This is a genomic window from Streptomyces sp. NPDC029044 (assembly GCF_040637495.1).
Classification (GTDB): Bacteria; Actinomycetota; Actinomycetes; order Streptomycetales; family Streptomycetaceae; genus Streptomyces.
In genome coordinates, this window is sequence record NZ_JBEZWN010000001.1 from 174,562 (window position 1) to 196,552 (window position 21,991).

Below are 21,991 nucleotides of genomic sequence, written 5' to 3' on the forward strand. Positions count from 1 at the left end.
ACCCGTATCCGGTACGCTGACGCCTGTGGTCCTCCCAGACCACAGGCGTGTCGCTGCTTGCGTCGACTGCCACCGCCTTCGTAGCTCAGGGGATAGAGCACCGCTCTCCTAAAGCGGGTGTCGCAGGTTCGAATCCTGCCGGGGGCACCAGCCAAAAGGCCCACCTACGACTTTCGTAGGTGGGCCTTTGACATCTACTTCTGACATCAACGCGGGCGGTCACTCGCGGATGGGACGTCTCCTGAGCAGACGGTCCATGTGGCTCATGGCTTCGCGCTGCGTGTCCTGGACGACGTGGGTGTAGACGTCCATCGTGATGCTGATCTGGCTGTGCCCGAGGATCTCCATCACCACGCGGGGCGCGACTCCGGCCGCCGTGAGGAGGGTGGCCGTCCCGTGGCGAGCGTCGTGCAGCCGGATGACGCGGAGGCCGGCGGACACGGCGACGCGGGTGAAAGAGCGGTACAGGTTGCGCGGCTCCACGGGGCGGCCGGTGCGAGTGGCGAAGACGTAGTCCGACTCCTGCCACCTCTCCCCCGCCTTGGCGCGAGCGTCCGCCTGCCGTAGGCGGTGCCAGCGCAAGGGCGCGATGCAGAGGGCGGGCAGAGGGACTGCGCGGCGACGACGGCTCTTGGGGTCGTCGTCGTACAGGACGCCACGGCGGCGCTGGACCTGGTGGCGGACGTACAGGACACGGTTGTCGAGGTCGAGGTCCGACCAGCGCAGGCCCACGATCTCTCCTCGGCGGAGCCCCATGGCGATGGCGAGCACGAAGGCCGCGTAGAGCGGGTCCTTGCGGGAGGCAGCGAGGAAGTCGAGCGTCTCGTCGAGGGTCCAGGGGTGCAGCTCGGGCTTGTCCGTGCGGGGCGGCTCGACGAGCTTGGCGACGTTGCGCGTGATCAGCTCCTCACGGCAGGCGGAGGACAGCGCCGAGCGTAGAACTCGATGCGACTCCTTGGCCGTTGCGGCGGTCGTCTCCTTCTCCAGGCGAACGAGGAAGCGGCGGACGTCGGCGACGCCGAGGGATTCGAGCCGCTTGGAGCCGAGCAGGGGCACGAGGTAGAGCCGGACGTGTGCCTCGTACTTGTCGAACGTGCTGAGCTTCCGCCGGGGCTTGATGACGTTGTCCAGCCAATACGGGAGCCAGTCCGAGAGCTTGGCCGACTTGGTGGGCACGGGCACGCCCTGGTCGACCTTGTCGAGCAGCTCACGACGCTTGGCGTCGCACTCGGCCCAGGTCTTGCCGTAGGCGAACTTACGGGCGCGGGTGCCGTCCGGCTGGAGGACGTAGACCGCGCACTGGAAGCGGCCGTCCTTGCGCTTGGTGATGGTGCCGGCGCCGTTGGGATTGCGCTTGCGTTGCTGGGCCATCAGGCGGCTGCCTCCAGTTCGTGGGTGATGTACTCGCGGACAGCCCGCGCGGGGATGCGACGGCACCGGCCGATGGTGATCGAGGGCAGACGACGGGAGCGGATGAGGTCGTAGACGGTTGAGCGGCCGAGCTTCAGCCGCTCCATCACGTCAGGCACCGTCAGCAGTTCGTCGTCATGCATGGGTGGGCTCTCCTTCCGTTCCGGGAGCGGGTTCGAGGGATGCGGCTAGCCAGGCTTCGGTGTCCGAGAGGCCGGTTCCGGCGAAGACCCAGTGCGAGAGCACGTACGTCGTGTCGGTCTCGGGGCCGTTGGCAGGAGTGGCTTGCGCACGACGCCACTCGGCGCGGGCGTCGCGGAGGGCGCCGAGGGTGGTGGAGTAGCGGCGGGACTTGGTGGAGAAGTGGCCGCGGAATCCGAGCATGTGGGCCCAGGCACGCAGGCGGAGGTGTTCGAGGTCCTTGCGGGCGCCGAGGAACCATGCGGTGCGGATCAGGCGGCGGGCGTGGTCGCTGATGTCGAGCTGGGCGAGTTCGGCGGCGAACTTGAGTGGGCGGTCGAGAGCTCCCGTCGCGGTCTCGGCGCCCTTGGTGGCGTATTTGGCGATGTAGGCGGCGACGGCCCGCTCGGTGAGCTCCTGGCCGTCGTCGAAGTCGGCCGAGCGGATGGTGCGGACGTCGAGTTGGCGGCCGAAGGTGAAGGTGTGGGTGCGGCCGTCGATGGTCGGGCCGTCCACGCGGACCTTGGCGGCAGCAGCGCGGATGGCGTCCGTGAGCAGCTCGGCCGTGGCCCAGGTAGGGGGTGGCGTGTCGCCGCCGCTGGGACCGTCGATGCGGATGACGGCGTGGAAGTGGACCGCGCCGCGCTTCTGGTATTCGGCGACCTTGGCAAAGCTCACGCGGGCGTGCTCGCGGAAGCGTCGCTGAGACAGGCCGGCGCGCTTGGCGACCTCTCGGCGCAGGTAGGTGGAGAAGCGCCGCCAGAGCGGACCGGCGTGGGCGTTCCAGAGCACGGCGGCTTCGTAGTCGTAGGTGTCCGGGTCGAGCGGGGAGCCGAGGACGTCGTCGTCCTGGTCGTGGTGGGTGCCGCAGCGGCAGGGGCGCCCGCTGGAGGGGCGGTTGTGGACCGGGCCGAAGCTCGGGGCGGTGAAGGTGGCGAAGACGCGGGGGTGGGCGGCGACGTGTTCCGGGATGCCCTTGCCGCCGCGCAGGCCGGAGGTGATCAGGTGGAAGGTGTCGCGGCGGTATACCTCGGCGCAGGCGGCGCAGCGGGTCGTGCGGCGGTTGTTGCAGCGGACGAGGAGCTGTCCGGCCGGGAGGCTGGAGGAGTCGAGGCGGTGGACAATGTTGCCGATCTCGCCGGTGCGGGTGTCGACGTCGTACTCGGTGCGGTGGCCGTCGAGGCGGATCGGGTGGGTGCAGCCGCCGAGTCCGGAGAGCTGGCGGAGGATACCCGGCAGCGTGCCCTGCGCGGCGAGGTTCGCGAGTTCCGGGAGAGGTGCCGGAGTGGTGCGGGTGAAGATGGCGTTTCCCTTCTGGCTGGCTCGGTCGGGAGGAACCGGCGCCGGGGCGGCGTAATGCTTGGTCGTGTGCCGCCGCCCCGGAGTCCTGGCGCGGTTCAGCGGCGGTGGTGGTCGCGGAGCATGGAACGCAGGACGACGGCGGCGACGGCCACCGAGATGGCCGTGACGGCTACGGCGGCCAGGAGGGCGGTGAGGACGACCCCGCCGACGACCAAGGCCACGACGGCCTTCTGATCGATGGAGACAGACGGGAGTGAGCGCCGTACGGGCGCCGCCTCGGTCGGGGTGTGGGTGTGCACGGGCGGCGGTGTCGGGCTGTCGGGGTATTTCGGGAGGAACACGGTCGCGAACTCCTTATCTACTCGTCTATGCGTGTGAACCGTTTATGACGGTCACGCCGGAGCGGGTGCCGGACTCGATGGCGGGTGCGAGGAAGGTGCGGGAGAGCCAGAAGCCGAAGAGGGCGATCAGGACGACGATCCAGACGCGGACGCCAAGGAACCTGACGGCTCCCCAGGCGAAGAAGCCGAGGACGACGACAAGCGGCAGGCTGACAGTCACGGTTTTCGGGGTCCTCTCAGCGGGCGGGGCAGCGGTGGGTGCGGGCGGCCAGCTCGGCGGCGGCGCGGCTGTCGTAGTCGGTGGAGAAGCCGCAGCGCGGAGCGGTGCACGCGGCGGTGTGCTTCTCCTGGCCCCGGCCGTCGTAGTACGTGCCGACCTGGACGGGGCCGATGCGGCTGACGTGGCGGAAGCGCTTCGGTGCGGGCATGGTCAGTCCTCCTGTCGCGGGCTGGGGCGGGGGAAGTCGCGCAGGATCCAGGCGGCTTCTTCCGGATCCGGCGTGCGGTCGGCGGCTTCCTCGGCGAGGAGCCGGGCAAGCGCCGTCCGACCACTGAGGGCCATCTCGCGGGCCGCTTCGAGGTAGTCGGCGGCCGTGTTGAAGCAGAAGAGCGGCATGCTGTCCCTTTGCTGTTCAGGTGAGTTGGGCTGCAATGGCTTCGGCCATGGGCGGCGGGACGCCGAGGCGTGCGCGCAGGGTCGGGGTGTCGATGGCCGTTCCGGTGCGGGTGTGGTGCTCGGCGGCGACTTTGCGGGCGTGCTCGACCAGGGCGGCCGGGACAGCGACCGGAGGCGGGGCCAACGGTGGGGCCGGTGCCGGGTCGGCCGCCGGTGGCGTCGGGGGGTCTGGGGCGGGATCGGGCGCGTGCTCCTGGTCCTCGATGTCCTCGGGTTTCTGTTCGTCCACGGCGTCAGTGGTCTCGTCGTGCGATGCCGGCGGCGAGTGGACCAGGAGGGTTCCGCCGAGGAAGGCGACCGCGGGCCAGCCCGCCACCAGGATGCGCAGCCAGGCCGGGACGTGGTCCAGATCGAGCAGCCCGGCGGTGGCGACGTTCGCGCCGAGGGACGCGGCAAGTGCGACCAGGAACCAACACCACCCGGCCGCTTTAGCCTCCCCGGAGCGCAGTCGGCGCCAGGCGGCGACGAGCAGCAGGTCAACGCTGATCGGGTAGGCCCACGCCTTCCACCCGTCCTGTCCGGCCGCCGAGGCGACGTCGTGCAGGTGGGCGAAGGACAGCGCGGCGGCGATGACCGCTTGGACGAGCACCGCGTCAACGCGGGCCAGTTGGGCGCGCATGATGCGGCTCCTTCCGGATTCAGGCATGGGAGGGGTAGGGACTTGGCGTGAGACGGTCTCGCCGACCGGGGTTGAGCGGTGGCGCGGGTCAGTCGGTCACCGGTCGTGGCCGCACGGCCGGGCCTGGTATCTCGACGGGCCGTACGGGCACGTCGGGCCGGAAGGGCTTGAGTGCGGGCAGGTCGGGAACCAGGTGTGCGGTCTCGCGGCAGGTCTCGGCGGCCTCGCCGAGGGACAGGTACGGCGTGCGGATGCGGGACCAGCCGCCGGAAGTGTCGCCGGCCACGGCGAGGCCGGGTCGTTCAGGTGCGATGGCGCAGGCAGCCGAGACCGCTTCGGGTGCGATGTCGCCGAGCGCCATCTTCGCGGAGGCTTCGTCGTTCACTCGGTGGCAGACGCGGCCGGTCAACTGGGCCCGCAGCATGGTCGCTCCCTTGCCGAGTTCGGCGCCGAAGCGCTGCCCGCAGACCTCCAGGTAGATGCCGGCCGCGCGGCCGAGCTGGGCGAGCCGGATGAGCTGGGTGACCATCTCGTCCCGGCGTTCCTCGTCCTTCTTCGTGGCGACGAGGAAGAGTTCGGCTACCTCGTCCACGAACAGCACGAGGGGGACGGAGCGTTCGGAGTCGGGCAGTCCCCAGATGTCGGAGGTGATCTCTTCGGCCGGGGTGTCCGGGGCGATGCCTTGCCGGGCCTTGATCAGGTCGTATCGGTCCTCCATTTCCTTCACGAGTACGGGCAGCAGTTCGGCGGCCTGGTCGGGTTCGGTCGCCAGCGCGGAGAGGCGGGCCGCGAACGGCGCCAGCTCGACACCGCGCTTGCAGTCGATGCCGACCAGGGCGACAGGCTGGGGGGCGAGTCCGGCGATCAGGTGCCGCAGGTACATGGACTTGCCCGACAGGGTCGCGCCGAGGGTGAGTTGGTGAGGCACGGTCCGGTAGTCGCGTATGAACGGCATGGCGTCCTCCCGAAGGGCCACCGGCGCCTGAAGGAACCCGGCGTCCACCTTGCGAGGCATCCGCACCTTCCGCAGCACGTCGAAGCCGACCAGCCGCAGCTCAACCACTCCGGGCTTGACCGTCGAGACGTACACGGCGTGAACGCCCCAGGCATGCCGCAGCCGTTCCGCCGAGGCGGCGACGTCGGCTGGTTCCTGCCCCGGAGCGAGCCGCAGACGGAGCCGCAGCCCGGTCGAGGTGGGCCGGATGATGCCGCGACGCGGCGGTACGGGACGGACCTCGCGGCGGGTGGTGGCCTTGACGGCCAGCATCCGCAGCCGGGACGGAGCCACGGTCAGGCCGCAGGCCTCCATGACCGAACCGTAGGAGCTGAGGAGCCGGGCCGCGGATATCGGCAGGCCGACAGTGGACCAGTACACCCCGGGATGCTTGGCCCGGGCGTAGGCGGCCCCGCCGCCGAGTGCGGCGACAGGACCACCCACCTCCAGGAGCGTCGTCAGATCGGTCATCAGGCAGCGGCCCCGGTGGCGGCCGGGAACGCGGCCGAAGTTACGGCGGCAGCGCGGTAGGCAATGCCGTGCCGCTGCTGCCCGTTGAAGACGCTCTCCCACGGCCGGGCCACCAGACCCGGCAGCGAGACCGGTGCCCCGAGCGTCAGCCCCTCGGCCACTCCGCTCTCCGGAACGGTGACCTTGATCAGCGACGACTCACCGTCCTCCAGGTAGACGACGCCGATCGTCATCAGGGCCTCTCCGCTGGTGGCGTCCTTTGCGATCTCGCCGGTCTGCCGGTCGCGGACCTTGGGCTCGGGCGCCTCGGTCAGCAGGATCGTTGCGGCGGAGGTCTCTACACGGATGGTGCGCAAGACTTCTTCCCATCTACTCGTCTATACAAGATGCGGCGTTCGAACCCGATCTCCGGGAACGGCAACCACCTTGCCACACGACTTGCCCACTCGTCTATACGAGTAAGCCTGTTGGGGTGTACGAGTTCGGAGAAGCCTCCCCGCGCACCACCGCCAGTCAGGCGCTCACGTCGCCGGGAGCTGGTACGACAGGACGTACGCGTCGGCCGCCATGACCGTGTCGCAGACCTCCACGGCCCGTCCCTCCTGATCGAACGCGGTGCGGATCAGGTGAATGACCGGCACGCCGGAGGCCAGCCGCAGCGTGCGCACCTCATCGGGCGAGGGCATCCGGGCACGGATCTCTTCCTCGAAGTGGTCGAGGCGGTGCCCCAGCTCCTCAAGCCGGGCGTAGATGCCACCGGGCCCGGGGTTCGGCTCGGCGATCGGTGTACCGCGCGCGATGTCGAGCGGCAGATACGAGGTGGCGAACTCCACGGGTCGCCCGTCGAGCAGACACCTGCGACGCCGGGCCAGCACCCGCCGCACGGACCCGAGCCGGGTGGAGACGTCCTGGCTGGCCTTCTCCTCCTTGACCTCCAGGCTGTCCACTTGCGGGTGGCTGCCGGCGGCGTCGGCCTCCACGATGAACGCGGACTTCCCCTGCTCGCGATGGCGCCGGGCGAACCGGTCGGAGGCCAGCCGTCGTACAGGCGGGCGTGGTCGCACGAAGACGCCCTTGCCGTGCTCGGCGTGCACCAGGCCCTCGCCCTGGAGGACGGAGAAGGAGTTTCGAACCGTCATACGGGAAACCCCGTAATGCTCGACAAGCTCCGCTTCCGAAGGCAGCTTTTCGCCCTCCTTGAATCGCCCACGGTCGATGGCCTCGCGCAGCTGGTCGGCGATCTGCCGAAAGACCGCACGATCGCTCGTGGGGTCGAGGTCGCCGAGGAGGCCGGAGGAAAGGGAGGGCACGTGTACTCCTTTAGGTATCTAGACGAGTGGGCGAGCTTTGTTGCTACGGTGGAGAGCCTAGCCATCCGAGAGGGCAGAGGAACGTGAGCACCGAACGTCCGCACTCCGTAAGCGTCGCCGGAGTCATCGTCGACGACCAGGACCGCGCCCTCTTGATCAAGCGCCGCGACAACGGCCACTGGGAACCCCCGGGCGGCATCCTCGAACGCGAGGAGACCATCCCCGAGGCCCTTCAGCGCGAAGTTCTCGAAGAGACCGGCATCAAGATCGCGCTTCCCGCGACCCTGACCGGGATCTACAAGAACATGAAGGGCTTGATCGTCTCCATGGTCTTCCGCTGTGAGGCCGCCGACGGCACGCCCACCACCGGGGACGAGACCCGCGCACTGCGCTGGGCCACCCGCGAAGAGGTCATCGAACTCGCCGACGAGGCATACGCGATCCGCGTCCTGGACGCATTGGACGCTGCAGCCCCGCCGGCCATCCGCGCCCACGACGGCGTGAAACTCGTCTAGCCCGAACCCGCTGCACATGGCGGCCTACCAGCACGAAGGAACTTGTATGCACGAGTATACGAGCACCGCCCGGGTCTGGGGACTCACTTGCCCAGGATTTCCGGAAGAGGTGAGCCGGGCCCGCCGCTGGACGCGGGACATCCTGCGCGGATCTCCCCTGACCGACGACGCCGAACTGATCGTGAGCGAGCTGAGCGCGAACGCGATCCTCCACACCGCGAGCGGCGGACTCGGCAGCTTCCACCTGACCCTCGCCGTCTCCCCCAAGGTGGTCGCCCTGTCGGTCACCGACGAGGGAGGGACGGGCACCGCCCCAAAGGTCGAGCAGCCGAGCGAGGACGCGGTACACGGCCGCGGCTTGGGCATGGTCAGCGTCATCGCACACCGGCTCATCGTCCACGGCAGCCACAGCAGCTACACCGTCACCGCCCAACTCTTCACGGACGCACAGCCGGGAGGGCACCCGTGCTGATGGACAAGCCCCAGAGGGGCTTCTGGTGCGAGTGCTGGACGCAAGACGTCAACGACGAGACAGGACGGCCGGCACTCCGGGCATCCTTCGACGCCTACTCGGCACCACAGGCTGACAGATGGGTAGCGGTCGCCCTCCGCACCATCTCACCAGCACTCGACCCCGACGCCTCCGACGACGCCTGGGCCTGGCTCTACGACGGCCGCATCGACACGCGACGAGCCCTGTTACGCATGGAAGCCTGCACGGTCTCTCTGACCCACGCCAGCACCCGCATCACATGGACGATCCGGCCAGTGGTCTTCCTACCGATGGCCCACCGGCAAGGCCTCGAACTACCGTCCTGCGCATACGACTTCAAGCCTCAGCCGTCCGTCTAATCCCAGGTGAACGCGGCGACTGTCAACCATCAGCTGGGACCGAAGTGTCAAGCATCTACCGGGACCGGACGCACCCCAGCCGACCGACTGAGTTACAACTTTCTCTACTGGTTCAAGGCGGCTCGCTCCGCTCACCGCGCGCGGCACGGCCCCCGGCCGGGCCTGCGCTCCTGCCTTCGTCCCGCTCCAGCCCGGCCGGCGCCCGTGCCGCGCGCACAGCAATCAGCCACCTGATGCCAGAGAAGAGGTACGTCGCGGCTGGGGTGGTCGGCTCCACGGCTTTACGGAGCCACTTTGGCGCGAGCCTCGAAGATCATGGCCCCAACGTCGTGCTTTACCGGGCAGGTCCACAGACTGCCCGACGCGCCGCAAGCTTACGGGGCCATGATCACTCGCGCCAAAGCAGCGCCACCCCAAAGCCGCTCCACCGACCTCGTCGTCAGCGGGGAGGCAGTTCATCAATCCACGAAAAATCCCCAACACCTTCCTCAGCCCAGATCATACGAAACGCATGAATGGGCTTTTTTTCGCTTGGCAACCCATTCCATGTTAGGAATTTCCCAGTAGTTGTGCCCATGGAGCCGATGTTCCTCAAGTAGTCGGCAATTCGGCCGACGCCAGGCGCATCATCCCTGATCCTGTCAAGCAAGTGCGCCATCATCTGAGTGATTGGCTCGGGGGCGTCGACGCGACTCCTGAATCCCCATGCCTGCGTCATGTGCATGAGCCTCAATACGGAATCATCATCTTCGGCGCAGAATCCAGTCCATGAAGCCAGGTCAGCTACACACAGAGAGTCGATTGCCTCTCCCGGCAATTTTGCGTACTTTTCAGTACTTGCCATGAGCGCTCTCTGGATATTTTTTACCGGACTTGATGCGGCGGATTTCCAAGAGTGCGTATGGGCAAGCACTCCGAAGAACAACTCACCCGCAGGTCGGCCTTCGGCTACGGCCATACTCTCGATAAGCGCAGCTGTGTGGGCGCATTTTTTAATGTGAGAGGACTTCAAGGTCAACTTACATTCAAAAGCCGCTACTACCGCAGGCGCCAAGAAATACTTGAGTTTCAGGAGTCCGGGTGGGTAAGAGGGATGCAACACTATCACGTCGAGCTGGGGAGATGTGTTCCCTGCACTGTCCAGAATTCTCCCTCCTGTTACAACTTGATAGCCGGAGGGGAGCCATTCTCGAAGTAGGCGCGCCCACGTTTCCTCGCCCTGCTGCCCAGCCGTGCCGGGATCTTCTCGGGCTCTGACTCGTAGACGCTCGTATTCCGCATTCAGTTCCTGAGTCATGCTGGTCAGGAAGTGACGGATATCATGCTGAGCCACTAGAACTCCCGCTGGATTTCCGGCATACGTGACTGAAATCTATTGATGCTTGCCGAGTTGCGCATGGCGATGGTTTTGACGGAATCGAGAAATGGCGCTCGCCATAGTCGATGGCGAGTTTGCTAGGCCCGAATTAAGCAGCCCCCATGAGCGACCCAATCCGTTCATCAAGTGCGCTGTGAACTGCCTTGTAATCGATGATCCCGTCCTCACGACGGGCAAGTTGGTCCAAAAAATTACGCCACACGGCATTGCGCGCAATGCCCAGATGTGCAGTAGCGAGGTAGAACTGGGCCGCGTAGTCCACCATGTAACGACCCCAGCACTGGTTGTTCGCTTCCCAAGCCAATAGAACTGCCTGCAATTGCTCCAAAGTCACGTAAGGGGCGCATGGCAGCACTGCGGTGCGGGCAGCGAATGCACCAGAGTCGAAGGAGCCTACCTCTGCAAGCACCTCTGCGAGAAAGCCAGCGAAGTACGGACCCGGCCTATGTTCGATCACCGTGGCGCGACGGTGCCAGCCGAGCCCGGCGAAGGCAGATTCCAAGGAAGGCAGGGCGACACGGACTTCCTCCAGGGATACCAGCGACAAGATCTGGGCATCTGCGGGTTCGAGATTTGGCGGCTGCCAGTATTCAAGATTCGCTTGCTGGCGGCCGACGGTGCGCACGATAGTGTCCAGTTGGCTACGCAGAGGATCATCAATCCCGCTCCAAAAAGCGTCCAGGTCACCCAGTCGTGCCAGGGTGCGGCTCTGAACGGGCACGGCGGCTGCCGACAGACGGTCGGTGAACTTACCCACGAGCTCGCTAACCAGGATCCGGTCTTCTGTGGCGAAGATCTTCAGGCATGTGGCCATTCTGTCGGCCAGAGCAGCCGCGTCGAGCGTGGCATCGTCTAGGGCTGGTTCCAGCATGGCGTGACGCGCCGCAAATTCCACCACTCGGCGCCGCGCAGCCGGCCGCACCCTACGGAAAAAGGCAGACGCAATGTGGTTCGGATCGCCGACAAAGCCAGGATCCAGAACGTGTGCAGCGAAACTGGAGACGATCTTTCTACCTTGGCTTGCCGGTTGAACCAGGACGGCCTCCAAGGCGACGACCAGATGGGTGCGCGCGTACTCCAGTGGTGGGTCAAACAATTCGCCCATCGGTCGCAAAGAAGGATGTGCGCTCAAATTGCGGTCCTCCCGCAAGCGCTCTAGCTGTATTTTCTGCGTAGCATCGATGAGTTCGAGGGCCACGGCCTGATCAAGCAGGGTGTTCTCCACTGTTTGCATCGTGCGAATTGCCGTAGTGTCCAAGTTTCCCTGCGCCTGATCCACCTGAGTGATCAAGGAGGTTGCTTGGCTCTCGCCTCCTTCGTGCAGTGTCCTGACCTTGTCAATCAGGTCAGCGCAGACCGCTGTCCATGTCAGGACAATGGTGGCTCGCGCGGCTCCTGCCGTGTAGGCGCGGTACGCCTCACGCACCAGAGGGCGCACCTCTACGCTACGAACGCGAGTGATCCACTGCTCAAGATCCTGCACAGGTCCTCTTCCTCCACTGAACGCTAGGAGCATTCTTCAGACAGGTGACCACCGTGCGAGAAGTTTCGCCCAGATGGGCTGTGTTGCATAACTCTTTGTGCCCCGACTTCCCCGGCAGTCCGAGCCGCTATCACGGGCCGTCCCTGGGCCGTCCGAGGCCGCTCGACAGTGGCCAATAACGACCAACGACGATCACCAGGAGCACGAACCCACCGCCCCTGACCAGCAAAAAACCAGCTCACCAAGACCCCCGGCAACACCCAGGGCAAGAAGAAGCCGGAGCTACGACAACAATCGGCTGGCCAGGACCTCTGCCGCCACCCACGATGAGCCCATGGACCGGTTGCAGTTCAGCGCCTGGCAGTACGTGGCGGAGATCCTCCCTGCCGAGGAACTCCCGATGCTCGCTGCGCATGCGCTTGCCGATGGACGTGATTCCCCTGCACTGCGCGAGCTGGCCGGTTTGCCGCGCCGGAGCGACCCAGCCGAAGCCCGGGAACTCTACGTTCTAGCCCTGTGCGAACTCGGCATGCCCCTTCCCGACGAGGAGACAGCTGGCCGATGTCTCCTGGTGAGACTCGCGTTCGGCCTCGTCCATGGCGAGCTGAGCCCCCAGGATGTGGGCAATGGACTGTCAATGACGGTCACAGCCCGCACCCGGGAGGAGACACGGTTCCTGTCCGTCGCAGCGGACTACAGCGAATGGCTCGGCCCCGATGAGCTTCCGGGATGGGAGAAGGAGCTGAGAACCGCGGCCCACTCGTTGGCCGCCGCCACTGATCTCGGCCCCAGCATCGGTGTCCCATGTGGACGGTCCGACTGACCAAGCCGCGGTGAGTCATCGCCGACACCGCCGGCCATGCAGGCAGCGGCCCGTCTCAGCCCTCAGCCGGTCTGAGGCACTGTGCGGCGGCCACAATGACCCCTGGTGACGCGTCCGGGTAGGCGTCGGCAGAGCTCAGCAGGGCTTGCTACCTGGCAAAATCCTTCGCAAGGGCGACAACTACTGCAAGAACGGCATCTAGGGGGTAACTATGGGCGTCTTCGACAATTCCGCGAGCAGCAACAGTGGCTTGGGGCGAGCGTGTCCTGACTGCGGGGAAGTTTTGTGGGCCGACTCAGACGAACTTGCTGGCCGGTACGAATGCCACAACGACAGTTGCTTTGGGTTCAGGGTCTACTTCGACGTAGATGGCATGCTTCTTGACCCGCCGACCCGTGCCAAGAACCGCGGCGGTGGCACCTGCCAGTGGTGTCAGTCATCGCTCTCGGGTGGAGCGAGCTACTTGCCCTATGAAGATGGCAGCAACTCACACGCTTACATCGTTTGCCCATCCTGCAAGCAGGAGAACATCCGATACGGCTTCGGCGAGGACGACTGAGGACAGGCTCTCTGCAGGAGCCACGCCAACCTGAGGGGTGAGTGTCTAACTGCGTGACAACGCCCACGAACAACCGCGGACGTCCGCGGACCATCAGCCCAGGTGAGAACTGCACCAGCCCACGGCAGCGGTCCCGTCCAAGTTGCTTCGGGACGCAGGGATCGCCGTGCAAGACGCACCGGGTGTAGCCGTCTCGCGGTCTAGGTCGCCTGGCGTCCGCGTCCATGCCACGGTTCTCGTGTAATTCGAATCCGGGCTACCAATTGTCCCAACTCTTGAATTCAACCTTTCCGGTGCTCATCCGGAAGTTCCCGTTCGAGTACAGCGTGGGACGAGCCTCGACGTGGTTCCCGCTGTACTTTTCTACATGTCTGACCTGAGCGCCGCCGGGAACTGTGAAGTCAATGAGGGCAATTGCTACCCAGTAGGACAAGTTGCGGTTATTGAACAGCGGTACGGTGACGGTGGAACCTCTTCCGTCGGTGACGACTGCTCGGGCCCCGTAGGACTTGAACGATCCAGTGCCGTTCTCCAAAGCGCTGTAAGCGCATAGGAGCACGTAGCCCTGAAGGTCGGGGCGACGGATGGTGATGGTCTCTCGACCTGGCACCTTGGAGTCACCGTCCAAAGCAATGTACGGCGGCGCAACGGAGGAGCCGAGCTGTCGGTAGTAGACGACCTCGTCAGACTTGGTTGGACGCTTCCCCTGCGGGGTTACGACACTCTTGGGAACGTAGAGAGCGTAGAGGTCAAGGTCGGCGCCAGCTTGCCGTCGCTCCAAGCTGCCGCCGTTCCACTCAAGCATGGCCGTAACAACCAGGCTCGGGTCGTCCTTTCGCATGTCAATCGTCGCCTCACCGGACTTGGTGAGCGCGACCTTGCCCAGAGGGCGAGGCGTTGCCATCTGAAGGACTGGTGCAGTCCGTGGTGGGCTGCTCGGTACGTAGGTGGGGCGCGGTGGGTGAGTCGGCCGTAGGCGGGTTTGAGCGGCCCTGGCTGCAACTGGCGTCTGAGCTGGGCTTGGTCCTGGATCATCCACGACAATGCCAACGTCCCTGGCCAGGCCAGCTAGTCCCGTATCCCAGCCCTGACCGACCGCCCGTGCCTTCCAACCGCCGGCACGTCTGTACAGCTCGATCAGGATGGCTACCGTCTCCCGATCCGTAAGGGGAGGCGGAACAAAAGTGATCTGTGTGCTGCCGCAGTCGACGACCGCGGCGGGGGTGCTGCCTGCGTCGAAGTGCGTGGCCCGCAGTTCGGGGTCGATGCTGGCCACGATGGCGATGCGGTCAACCGCCGCCGGTACCTCGGCCAGGTTCGCGACGATCGTCTGGCCTTTCAGGGCAACCCCGTCCTGAAACGGATGGTTGTAGAAGACGAGATCGTCGTCCCCCCTCACCTTGCCGTCCTGCTTGAGCAGGACAGCCGAGACGTCGATACCTGTGGTGCCCGAGGTAAGGGTTACGCGGCAGGTGCCGAATGGCAGTGGCGCGTTGCCGCCTTTTGTGAGAGCAGTCGTCATGTGTGGCCCCTCGTGTGTTATGTACATCGTGGGGCCTCCGTCCGGCTCATGTACGCCAAACGCCAATGACGGATGGTTGGTTGGAAGCATCGGCTAGGCGGCATGCCTCGATGACACCAGAGGTGGGAGATTGTGGTGGTCTTACGCGCCCTGGCAGGGACGACGCGCTCCTACAGCTCCGGTTCCGCGCCGAACGTTGATCGAACTTTCGTGTGCTCACCCGATCGTGGCCTATCTGTGGACTCGTCCCGCTCGATCTAACGTGGGCAGCGCCATGCCCTGCCGCATCGCCCGGCTCTCACGGGGCCTCCGGAGCCGTGTCGCCATGTACGCCTAAGCCTTGCCGCCGGTTTCTGCGACTGGCACACAGTGACGGCTGCCTGCACATATGGTTCCTCCGGATAACGACGGAGGGGGACTGGTGCGATACAGCGCTCTGCCCTGGATGATCTTTGCCGCGGTGCTGCTACTTGCCGGCTGCACGTCAGCCAACGATGTCTACTGGGATGCGTTTTCCACCGGCGAAGAAGTGGCCGGCGGCTACGAGGCTCCCTCGCAGCCCGCTGACTGTTCAGGCAAGGAGGGTGCTGAAGCCATCGCGTGCGGCGCTGGGTGGAACAGCCCTACACAGTTCTGGATCAACGACGAATGTGGAAGCAGGATGCCCGACACGTCGGAGCGGCAGGTGTGGATGGAGGGCTGTCGACACGGAGCCAATGACTCGCCTAACTATGAGCAGTACGGACCCCGCCCGTAACCACCAGACGGTCGCAAGAAGAGCTCCTGCCAGAACCGTGCCAGATCGTACGGGGAATCACGGGGAATGACGGGGACCAAGCCGTCGGCCCGTCAGTCCGCACAGCCGGTCCACCGCAGGTCAGGCCGGCAACCGTCCGTGGAGAACCCAAGCTTCCCAAGCTGAGGTCGGACCGTTGTCTTCGTCCGTCAGTCCAGCCAGACGAGCATCGCGTCGTCCGCCCTGGCAGCAGCCTCGAAGAACTGTGTGAGGCCGTCGTACCAGGGACGCCCCCACTCCAGCGCGCCAGGCTCACTCCACCCGAGGGGATACACCTCGGCGCTGCTCAGCTCAGCAGGATCCACGCCACTGATCAGCTCGGCATAGCCGGTAGCCCGCAGAGCTTCCGCCGCGAGCCGGACCCGCTCAGGCCGCAGGTACCTCGGAGGCCCGTACCCCCAGTCCTCATCCTCGGCGAACGGTTCCTCACCGTTGATCACGTTCACAGGGAACTCGGCGCGCGCCAGCAAGAAGCGGAGCATGTCCCAGGTCTTGTACGTGCTGAAGTGACGCGCCCTGGCCGGCGCAAGCTCCGCCTCTTCCTCGGCGTCCCGAACCTCTTCGACGAAGTCCAGAGCCCAGTCGGGGTCTCGGATCGCCCGGTCAAGCTCAGCAGCCGTGACACGCAGGTACTCACCGATCATGCTCATGGCCGGAGACTAGGCGAGGCCCCTGACAGCGGCCACTGGATGGCCGTCTCAGTTTCCGTCTCATTCAGCACGGTTCACCGCCGTTCAACCGAGACCTGGAGCGGATCCCAGCCCGGTGGCCAGCCACCCATGAACGCAGGTGAACACCCCTGCGCGCACCCCACCAACACACTTGGAAAGCGTGCGCCTTCCTGCGCGTCGCCATGGTGGTGGCCCTCCGTACGAGCCACCCGAGCCACAGAGGTCACCGCGGTAGCATCCCGCATGCCCATTCCTTGGCGGTCCAGCGCCGACGCGTTCGCGCAGATCTTGAGACAGCGTGGGGTCGAGCCCGACGCTGTACGTGACGTGGGGGCCGCGTGGGAAGCGTTCGGTGAGTTTCTCCAGGTCGAGATCGCAGGGATCGAGGGGCCTGAGAACGATGGCGACGGCTTCATCGTCGAATGGGGCAGGTGGGACTGGAACGACGATCAGCCTGCACTGTCCTTTGGCCGGCAGGTTGCCGTCACCGAGCCCGATGAGCGCGACGATCCCCATTAGCAGCCGGAGTACTGGAAGGTAGAGCTGCAGCTCATCTTCGGAGAGGACCCGGCCTGGGCTGATCTCGACAGCGTCGGCCATCAAGACACCGGGTTCGACTTCGACGAGATCGGCGCGCCCAGGACTGCTGCGCTGGGAAGGATCCGCCACTTCATGGAGTCCTACCCCCAACTGGCGGCCATGTGGCGAGCCGAGCCCACTCGCAGTGACTTGACCCTTGACCGTGCGGGATAGCTTCCGCGCCCGGAGCAGCACGGAAGTACAGCCACCACAACAACCGTCACCGCCCAGTAGGTCCTTCAACGCCTTCAAAGCGACCGCTATGGCCGCCGCTGACCCATCCACATAGAGCTACGGATCAGAAGGCTGCTGACATCCACGGCTGACATCAACGACGCCGGACGAGGGCGTACACCAGCGTCTCTGCCCGGCCGTCACTTCAGCCGACGGCCGCAGCCGAAGGGCGCTCGGATCGAACTCCTAAAGCGGGTGTCGCAGGTTCGAATCCTGCCGGGGGCACGACGCATTACCGCTCTGACCTGGGATTTCTCCCCCAGGGAGGGCTCCTGCTCGGCCTCGGACCCTCGTCCGGGGCCGTTTACGTGAGCGGACGGAGAGTTGATCTCCGAAATTTCTCCAGCGGATATGCATCATCCGGCACGGGCTCCGGCACGCTCTTCTCCGGGCCATCGGGCTCTGGCTCCGCTTCGGGCACCCAAGGAGCTCACGAGCGGGCACGGAAGCATCGCTCTTCTGTCGAAAGTGGTTACGCCCCTCCGGAGCCCAGGGCGGTTTCCGCGTCGTGGCCGCCCCAACTGTCGGGGGTGCGCCACAGGACCTGCACCCCGAAGACACCGAACACGGTGTCGGCCGACCAGTCCTCGGCGGGCGGTTCGGAGAACACCAGGTAGAGGCGGTCGGCAGGAGCGGATAGGGTGTGGTTGATCTCCAGCAGGCGGGTGGCTCCCGCGCGGAGGTCGGCGTAGGTGGAGCGGCCGGCACCGAGGACCTCATAGAGGAAGTGGCCGTCGTCCGCGATCCGGCTGACGTCGACGACCGAGGAGTCGGTCGGCTGCAGATCCTCCCAGAGCAGGGCGGCCTTGAGAGCATGCCGTACCGCCTCGTGCTTCGCTGGAGAGCGCGGCGACCGCCGACCGCACGTGCAGACATTGCAGCCGGGATCTCGACGCGCCATGCGGCGAGGTCCCGGCTGCCGGTGTCCAGGAATTCCCTTCCATGCCAGCTGGACGAAACCCATAGCTCCTCATGAATGACTCAGCGTTTTTCATCCTCGGTCTGGCCTGGTCGGTGCAAGTAAGGACGGCTTGAACCAGGGTGGTGATACGGATGGTGGAACACCTCAGCTCCCGCAACTCGGCCAATGCGGCGCTGAATCAATCGTCATCAGCGGCTGGCTCTGCGTCGTAGGGCTCGAATTCGATGTAGTCGAGGGGGTCCTCGTCGCGGCGTCCGAGCGGGGGCAGGCCCTCGGTCGCGAACCGGCCGCGCAGCCACTCCAGCAGGGTTCTGGTGAGGTCGAGGTTGAGCGGTGGGCCTTGGTCGGCATGGCGCGGTACAACGATCAACGGCCAGTCGTCCGGCGTGGCACCTTCGGTCAGCCAGCACAGTTGGTCACCGTCGATGGAGTCGGCGAAGGGCAGGAATCCGCCGGGCTCGGGATAGACAGCCAGGGGATGATACTCAGGGAACTCGGCTCGCTGCCCCTGGTAGGTCTCCGCGTACCACTCGGCCCACGGTGCGAGCGCGTACCGGTCCTCGCCGAAGGGGATGTTGAAGCGTAGCCAGCCGCACCAGGAGCCGGCCCCGTACCGCTCCATCAGTCGTACGTACTCGCCGGGCAGACGTGTACCCAGCCGTTCGTACAGCCAGTCCCAGTTGTGCTTACCGAGCGCGGGTGTTTCCGGCGGCGGGACGAGTGCGATCAAAGTCTCGAGCCCGCTGCCTGAGGTGAGCGCCGTCCGCTGCTGAGCGGTTGGCTCCGGTCGCCGAGGCGGCGGTGTCCACGGGGTGTGATCCAGGTCGGTTTGCATGCCGCTTCGGGCGGCCACGGGGCGCATGCCGTCGGCCACGAGACGGGCCAGCGTCGGCACGAGCGGGGTCGCGAAGCGCCGCCAGGGGTCGCGGCCCGCGTTCTCGTCGTCCTGACAGTGCATGACGACCGGCCACCGGTCGGGGTCGTCGGATGTTGTGGTGTCCCAGTAGAGGGTATCGGCGGTACGGGTGGCGCCGAAGGGAAGGACGCCGGGGGCGTCACGCCGAGTCTGCTGGACCCAGGTCCCGTAGTCGAACCAGCCGCGGTTCACGCATGGCGTGTGAAGCCAGAGCCAGGCGCCGATGTCGAGTGGGCCGTACGCGGCGGCGATGGCCTTGTAGTCGGCGGGCAGGCTCGTCCCCAACCAGGACTCGACTGCAGCCCAGTCGACAGGTACGGCGAAGTCGGCAGGCGGATCGCCGAAGATCTCGGCGAAGGCGTTGACGTGCGGATCTGAAGCATTCATGGTCTATGGACCTTTGCCAGGAGCAAACGGGTGTTGACCGGGAGGGCCGAGAAGCACATGAGCTTCTCCCGACCTGCGGCAAGAGCAGGGTGGTTGGGCTGAACATGTGGTGAAGCCCCTGGTAGATGGGTTTTCGATCAAGAGAACCGTCTCCACCAGAGGCTTCGCACGCTTGTCTACCCGTCGGGCGTCGACGTGTCCAGTTCTGCCGCTCCAGGCGGCGAGCAGCGCGAAGGTGGCGGTGTCGAGGGTGCAGGTGCGTCTGCCGGCGCGGTTCTCGGGGGGCTCATAGACCTCGTAGGAGGCGCTGGTGACGAGGGTTCGGAGTGGGCCACCCTCTGGGAATCAGCGGTCAAAGGTCGGGGTGTGTGACGTGCGCGGGGATTCTCGCCGGGCTCAGCGCCTGGATGATGAGGGCCAGGTCTGCAGGGGCCGCCGTGAGGTGGACCGGTCGGCTCGCGTCGTCGAGTTCGGCGATCTGCCAGCTCCTGGGGACGCCGTCACCGTCGCCGCCGCGGGGGCGCCGTACGTCCTTGACTGTGAGCCGCTCCACCGGAATCCGCTTCGCCGCGAACCGGCCCGGGCCGGGGTGGGGTGTGACGGCGGGCGGGCCGCCGCCGAGGACGATGTGGGTGCCGAAGTTGTTCGGGTTGTAGTCGGTGGACTCCAGGAAGCGGGCGGACAGGAAGACCTCCTCCCCCTCGTCGGAGGGCTCCGGGGGAGTTCGGGGCACCGCGGCCCTCTGGGGCGTACGGATGCGGGTCGCGCGCCAGGCCCAGGTGAACAGGCCCAGCGTGGCCAGGGAGCCCGCGACCGCCCAGGTGAGGTCCACGGGAGAGGTCGGCGGGTTCGTGGGGTGGAGGTAGCAGAGCGGCAGCAGCCACAGGGCCGTGGCGACCAGGGCGCCCGCGAACGGGAGCGCCGACGGCAGGACCTCGTCGGCGGGCAGCCGACGGCCGCGTCGACGCAGCATGGCCAAGGAGGCGGGGTAGCCCGCGGCCAGGGCGCACCCGGCCGCGATGACAGCGACCTCTCCGCCGCTGTTGAAGTGCTCGCGCCAAACGTGGTGCTCCCCGGTGACCTCCCTCACCTCACCGCGCCAGACGGTGAGTTCGACGCGGTCGCCGGGCCGGAATCCCAGGGCGCCCTCCTGCGAGACCGAGAGCCGCTCCAGCGGTCGGCTCTCGGCGAAGTACAGCCAACTGCGCCGCTTCCCCTTGCCGACCTCGGCCCGCGTGATCACGGCCGACAGCGTGGTCAGGCACTCTCCGTCAGGCTCTCGGCTCCGCTCGGGCGCGCGGGGCCCCGACCCTTCCTCGGCGGTGCACGGGGCAGCCGACGTCCACGCCTGTTTCGCCGACTCCGTGGCCGGCACGAACCAGGCGGCCAGGCCGGCACTCGCGAGCAGCAACACGCACAGGGTCAGCGGCACCGCCGTACCGCGCCCGGCGGTGCGCTTCGAGATGACGGCGACGTGGCTCGACTCCGGGGTGCCGTACAGGCGGTGCAGCGCGCGCAGAGCGTCCAGCTTGGCGTCGAAGTCCGGCCGGTCGTCCGCGGACAGGCTCGCCGGCAGAGGCAGGCGGCGCGTCTGTCCGCCGCGCAGCACCATGTCGATGCGGTGGATCTCCTGGCCGTGGCGCCCGTACTGCACGTACACGCGCAGGTCGGCGATGTCGTGCCACGGCACGCTGCGGCGACGCAGCAGCGTGCGGGAGTGCACGCCGTACGCGTCGGCGCTCACCTGAACGACGGCCCCGTGCAGGCACGCCAAGCCCAGCAGCGCGACCAACAGGCCCACGTAGACCCACACGTCCACCAGCCCGTCCCCGTACGCCACGCGCACCACGGCCAGCCCCGTCCCGGCCAGGCTCGCCCCGGTCGCCGCGAGGGCGACGAGCCGCCACACGGGGCGCTTCAAGTGAGGACGACAGGTCACTTCCCGGACACCGTTCATGAGCAGAATCGTGGCATCGGCAAGGTTGTGCCTGCTTGTGCGGTGTACGGCAGTTTTCCGGCCGCGACGTTGCAGGGTCGGGCCCGTGGTGAGGGGCGCGGAGGAGCGGAACGCACGCGTATGCAGAATCGGAACCATCCCGTAGCCTCCTCGCCCCGCAACCCCGGCGCCGCCCCGGGTGTCTAGCCGTGGCTTCAATGGTCGAGAGCGGTCAAAGAGAGGACGGACCCCCATGCCTGGTCTCAGAGGTACGTCGGTGATAGCCGTGGTGGGCGGGATCCTGGCGTTGGCAGGGTGCCAGGAGGTGTCGAACTCCCACGCCGGCTCAGGCACACCCGCATCCGCCTCCACCTCCTCCGCCTCCTCGTCCTCGCCTTCCGCGCAGGCCCCGACGTCGACCGGCACCCCTACGACCAGCCCGGCCACCATCACGCCCACGCCGTCGGCCACCGCTGCCACCCCGGCCAAGGCCGCAGCGCCCACTCCCGCGGCGACCCTCCCCCCTTCCGTCAACCACGCCGACTGCCGCAATCTGACCGCCGGCAGTCAGGTGAAGGCCGCCGTGACGGAGGCGTACCGGCGTAGCTTTCCCCGGTTCGTCCACATTCGCACGGAGCCGGGGCGGTTCTTCTACGGCCAGTGCGGCGGCGTCCGCTACGCCGCCACCAGCTTCCAGGCCACCCCTGGTGCCACGCACGACGAACTGGTGAACATGCAGGACGAGGGCAGCGTCACCAAGTACTTCCGCAGCACTTCCGCAGGCGGCTGGACCTACATCACCAGCGACGGCTTCCTCCGTGGGGCACAGGGCTGCGGCGATGTCGCGCAGATTCCCGAAGCCCTCTCCGTGCTCTGGGGGAACTGCCCGGTCGCGCGGTGAGCGTCGAACGCCCGCGACGTCAGCCGGGCCGCCCGGAGACTTCCGGAGTCCGGCAGGGACGGCGGCCCCTGCGCGAGGGCAGAATCCGTGTCACGGAAGCAGGGGACGGGACGGGGCGTGACGGTTTCCGTTTGTGCTGGATCGGCCTGTTCACGGCACTACTGCCTTCCGGCATCGCCATGCCCCGCAGCTAGGCGCCGAAGAGGGCGCGCGC

At 66.7% G+C, this 21,991-nt stretch carries 24 protein-coding genes, 1 tRNA gene and 1 pseudogene; 8 read left to right on the forward strand and 18 right to left on the reverse strand.

Going from position 1 to position 21,991, the window contains the following annotated elements; translation table 11 throughout:
• The first annotated feature begins 74 nt into the window (after nt 1-74).
• Nucleotides 75-150 (forward strand) — tRNA-Arg (locus AB0E85_RS00805).
• Nucleotides 151-219: 69 nt separating this feature from the next.
• Here AB0E85_RS00805 and AB0E85_RS00810 read toward each other — a convergent pair.
• The 11 genes from AB0E85_RS00810 to AB0E85_RS00860 form a co-directional block, all read right to left on the reverse strand.
• Nucleotides 220-1,371 (reverse strand): site-specific integrase, encoded by a 1,152-nt coding sequence (locus AB0E85_RS00810; protein ID WP_361921063.1) that lies wholly within the window; start codon nt 1,369-1,371, stop codon nt 220-222.
• Nucleotides 1,371-1,553, reverse strand: coding sequence for a helix-turn-helix domain-containing protein (locus AB0E85_RS00815; RefSeq protein WP_062927388.1), 183 nt, complete (start codon nt 1,551-1,553; stop codon nt 1,371-1,373). The genes AB0E85_RS00810 and AB0E85_RS00815 overlap by 1 nt, the downstream gene beginning before the upstream one ends.
• Nucleotides 1,546-2,829, reverse strand: a complete 1,284-nt coding sequence (locus tag AB0E85_RS00820; protein WP_361921438.1) for a replication initiator — start codon at nt 2,827-2,829, stop codon at nt 1,546-1,548. Before AB0E85_RS00820 ends, AB0E85_RS00815 begins: the two co-directional genes overlap by 8 nt.
• A gap of 158 nt (nt 2,830-2,987) precedes the next feature.
• The gene (locus tag AB0E85_RS00825) at nt 2,988-3,233 is read right to left on the reverse strand and encodes a SpdD protein (protein ID WP_361921066.1); all 246 of its coding nucleotides are present in this window, start codon (nt 3,231-3,233) and stop codon (nt 2,988-2,990) included.
• Nucleotides 3,234-3,258: 25 nt separating this feature from the next.
• Nucleotides 3,259-3,453 carry a hypothetical protein gene (locus tag AB0E85_RS00830; protein WP_102910781.1) on the reverse strand — a complete coding sequence of 65 codons (195 nt, stop codon included), beginning with the start codon at nt 3,451-3,453 and terminating at the stop codon, nt 3,259-3,261.
• Between the two features lie 16 nt (nt 3,454-3,469).
• The gene (locus AB0E85_RS00835; protein WP_333937282.1) at nt 3,470-3,661 is read right to left on the reverse strand and encodes a mobile element transfer protein; all 192 of its coding nucleotides are present in this window, start codon (nt 3,659-3,661) and stop codon (nt 3,470-3,472) included.
• Between the two features lie 2 nt (nt 3,662-3,663).
• The gene (locus tag AB0E85_RS00840; RefSeq protein WP_361921068.1) at nt 3,664-3,849 is read right to left on the reverse strand and encodes a hypothetical protein; all 186 of its coding nucleotides are present in this window, start codon (nt 3,847-3,849) and stop codon (nt 3,664-3,666) included.
• 16 nt (nt 3,850-3,865) lie between these two features.
• A complete protein-coding gene (locus AB0E85_RS00845) occupies nt 3,866-4,528 on the reverse strand; it encodes a DUF2637 domain-containing protein (RefSeq protein ID WP_361921069.1) in 663 nt (220 codons plus the stop codon).
• Nucleotides 4,529-4,616: 88 nt separating this feature from the next.
• Nucleotides 4,617-5,993 (reverse strand): FtsK/SpoIIIE domain-containing protein, encoded by a 1,377-nt coding sequence (locus tag AB0E85_RS00850; RefSeq protein WP_361921071.1) that lies wholly within the window; start codon nt 5,991-5,993, stop codon nt 4,617-4,619.
• Nucleotides 5,993-6,349 carry a hypothetical protein gene (locus AB0E85_RS00855; protein ID WP_361921073.1) on the reverse strand — a complete coding sequence of 119 codons (357 nt, stop codon included), beginning with the start codon at nt 6,347-6,349 and terminating at the stop codon, nt 5,993-5,995. The genes AB0E85_RS00850 and AB0E85_RS00855 overlap by 1 nt, the downstream gene beginning before the upstream one ends.
• A gap of 165 nt (nt 6,350-6,514) precedes the next feature.
• Nucleotides 6,515-7,234 carry a GntR family transcriptional regulator gene (locus AB0E85_RS00860; RefSeq protein ID WP_361921440.1) on the reverse strand — a complete coding sequence of 240 codons (720 nt, stop codon included), beginning with the start codon at nt 7,232-7,234 and terminating at the stop codon, nt 6,515-6,517.
• Between AB0E85_RS00860 and AB0E85_RS00865 the strand changes: the two genes are divergently transcribed.
• The 4 genes from AB0E85_RS00865 to AB0E85_RS00880 are packed head-to-tail and all read left to right on the forward strand — an operon-like array spanning nt 7,148 to nt 8,670.
• Nucleotides 7,148-7,390 (forward strand): hypothetical protein, encoded by a 243-nt coding sequence (locus AB0E85_RS00865; RefSeq protein ID WP_361921461.1) that lies wholly within the window; start codon nt 7,148-7,150, stop codon nt 7,388-7,390. The genes AB0E85_RS00860 and AB0E85_RS00865 overlap by 87 nt on opposite strands.
• Nucleotides 7,387-7,818, forward strand: coding sequence for an NUDIX hydrolase (locus AB0E85_RS00870; protein ID WP_361921074.1), 432 nt, complete (start codon nt 7,387-7,389; stop codon nt 7,816-7,818). Before AB0E85_RS00865 ends, AB0E85_RS00870 begins: the two co-directional genes overlap by 4 nt.
• 46 nt (nt 7,819-7,864) lie before the next feature.
• Complete coding sequence (locus AB0E85_RS00875) at nt 7,865-8,290, forward strand: ATP-binding protein (RefSeq protein ID WP_361921076.1); 426 nt, start codon at nt 7,865-7,867, stop codon at nt 8,288-8,290.
• Nucleotides 8,290-8,670: a hypothetical protein gene (locus AB0E85_RS00880; protein WP_361921442.1), complete on the forward strand. Its 381-nt coding sequence runs from the start codon at nt 8,290-8,292 to the stop codon at nt 8,668-8,670. The genes AB0E85_RS00875 and AB0E85_RS00880 overlap by 1 nt, the downstream gene beginning before the upstream one ends.
• A 439-nt stretch (nt 8,671-9,109) precedes the next feature.
• Here the strand turns inward: AB0E85_RS00880 and AB0E85_RS00885 are convergent, their stop codons facing one another.
• A complete protein-coding gene (locus tag AB0E85_RS00885; protein ID WP_361921078.1) occupies nt 9,110-9,967 on the reverse strand; it encodes a DUF6602 domain-containing protein in 858 nt (285 codons plus the stop codon).
• 169 nt (nt 9,968-10,136) lie between these two features.
• Entirely contained in the window at nt 10,137-11,531 is a 1,395-nt protein-coding gene (locus tag AB0E85_RS00890) for a hypothetical protein (protein WP_361921080.1), read from the reverse strand.
• Between the two features lie 334 nt (nt 11,532-11,865).
• Here AB0E85_RS00890 and AB0E85_RS00895 point away from each other — a divergent pair, with 334 nt between their 5' ends.
• On the forward strand, nt 11,866-12,354 hold the full coding sequence (locus tag AB0E85_RS00895; RefSeq protein ID WP_361921081.1) for a hypothetical protein: 489 nt from the start codon (nt 11,866-11,868) through the stop codon (nt 12,352-12,354).
• Nucleotides 12,355-13,169: 815 nt separating this feature from the next.
• Here the strand turns inward: AB0E85_RS00895 and AB0E85_RS00900 are convergent.
• Both AB0E85_RS00900 and AB0E85_RS00905 read right to left on the reverse strand, forming a co-directional pair.
• Complete coding sequence (locus AB0E85_RS00900; protein ID WP_361921083.1) at nt 13,170-14,435, reverse strand: TerD family protein; 1,266 nt, start codon at nt 14,433-14,435, stop codon at nt 13,170-13,172.
• Nucleotides 14,436-15,380: 945 nt separating this feature from the next.
• Nucleotides 15,381-15,881, reverse strand: coding sequence for a YfbM family protein (locus AB0E85_RS00905; protein WP_361921085.1), 501 nt, complete (start codon nt 15,879-15,881; stop codon nt 15,381-15,383).
• A 264-nt stretch (nt 15,882-16,145) separates the two neighbouring features.
• Here AB0E85_RS00905 and AB0E85_RS00910 point away from each other — a divergent pair, with 264 nt between their 5' ends.
• Nucleotides 16,146-16,421: a hypothetical protein gene (locus AB0E85_RS00910; RefSeq protein WP_361921087.1), complete on the forward strand. Its 276-nt coding sequence runs from the start codon at nt 16,146-16,148 to the stop codon at nt 16,419-16,421.
• A gap of 766 nt (nt 16,422-17,187) precedes the next feature.
• Here AB0E85_RS00910 and AB0E85_RS00915 read toward each other — a convergent pair.
• From AB0E85_RS00915 to AB0E85_RS00925, 3 genes and pseudogenes are all read right to left on the reverse strand, one after another.
• Nucleotides 17,188-17,550 (reverse strand): annotated as a pseudogene (locus AB0E85_RS00915) (ATP-dependent DNA helicase); the annotation flags it as partial.
• 265 nt (nt 17,551-17,815) lie between these two features.
• Entirely contained in the window at nt 17,816-18,940 is a 1,125-nt protein-coding gene (locus AB0E85_RS00920) for an SMI1/KNR4 family protein (protein ID WP_361921089.1), read from the reverse strand.
• A 352-nt stretch (nt 18,941-19,292) separates the two neighbouring features.
• Nucleotides 19,293-20,897: a PH domain-containing protein gene (locus AB0E85_RS00925; RefSeq protein ID WP_361921091.1), complete on the reverse strand. Its 1,605-nt coding sequence runs from the start codon at nt 20,895-20,897 to the stop codon at nt 19,293-19,295.
• Between the two features lie 232 nt (nt 20,898-21,129).
• On the opposite strand from AB0E85_RS00925, the gene AB0E85_RS00930 reads away from it, so the two are divergent.
• On the forward strand, nt 21,130-21,777 hold the full coding sequence (locus AB0E85_RS00930; protein ID WP_361921093.1) for a hypothetical protein: 648 nt from the start codon (nt 21,130-21,132) through the stop codon (nt 21,775-21,777).
• Nucleotides 21,778-21,991 lie beyond the last annotated feature (214 nt).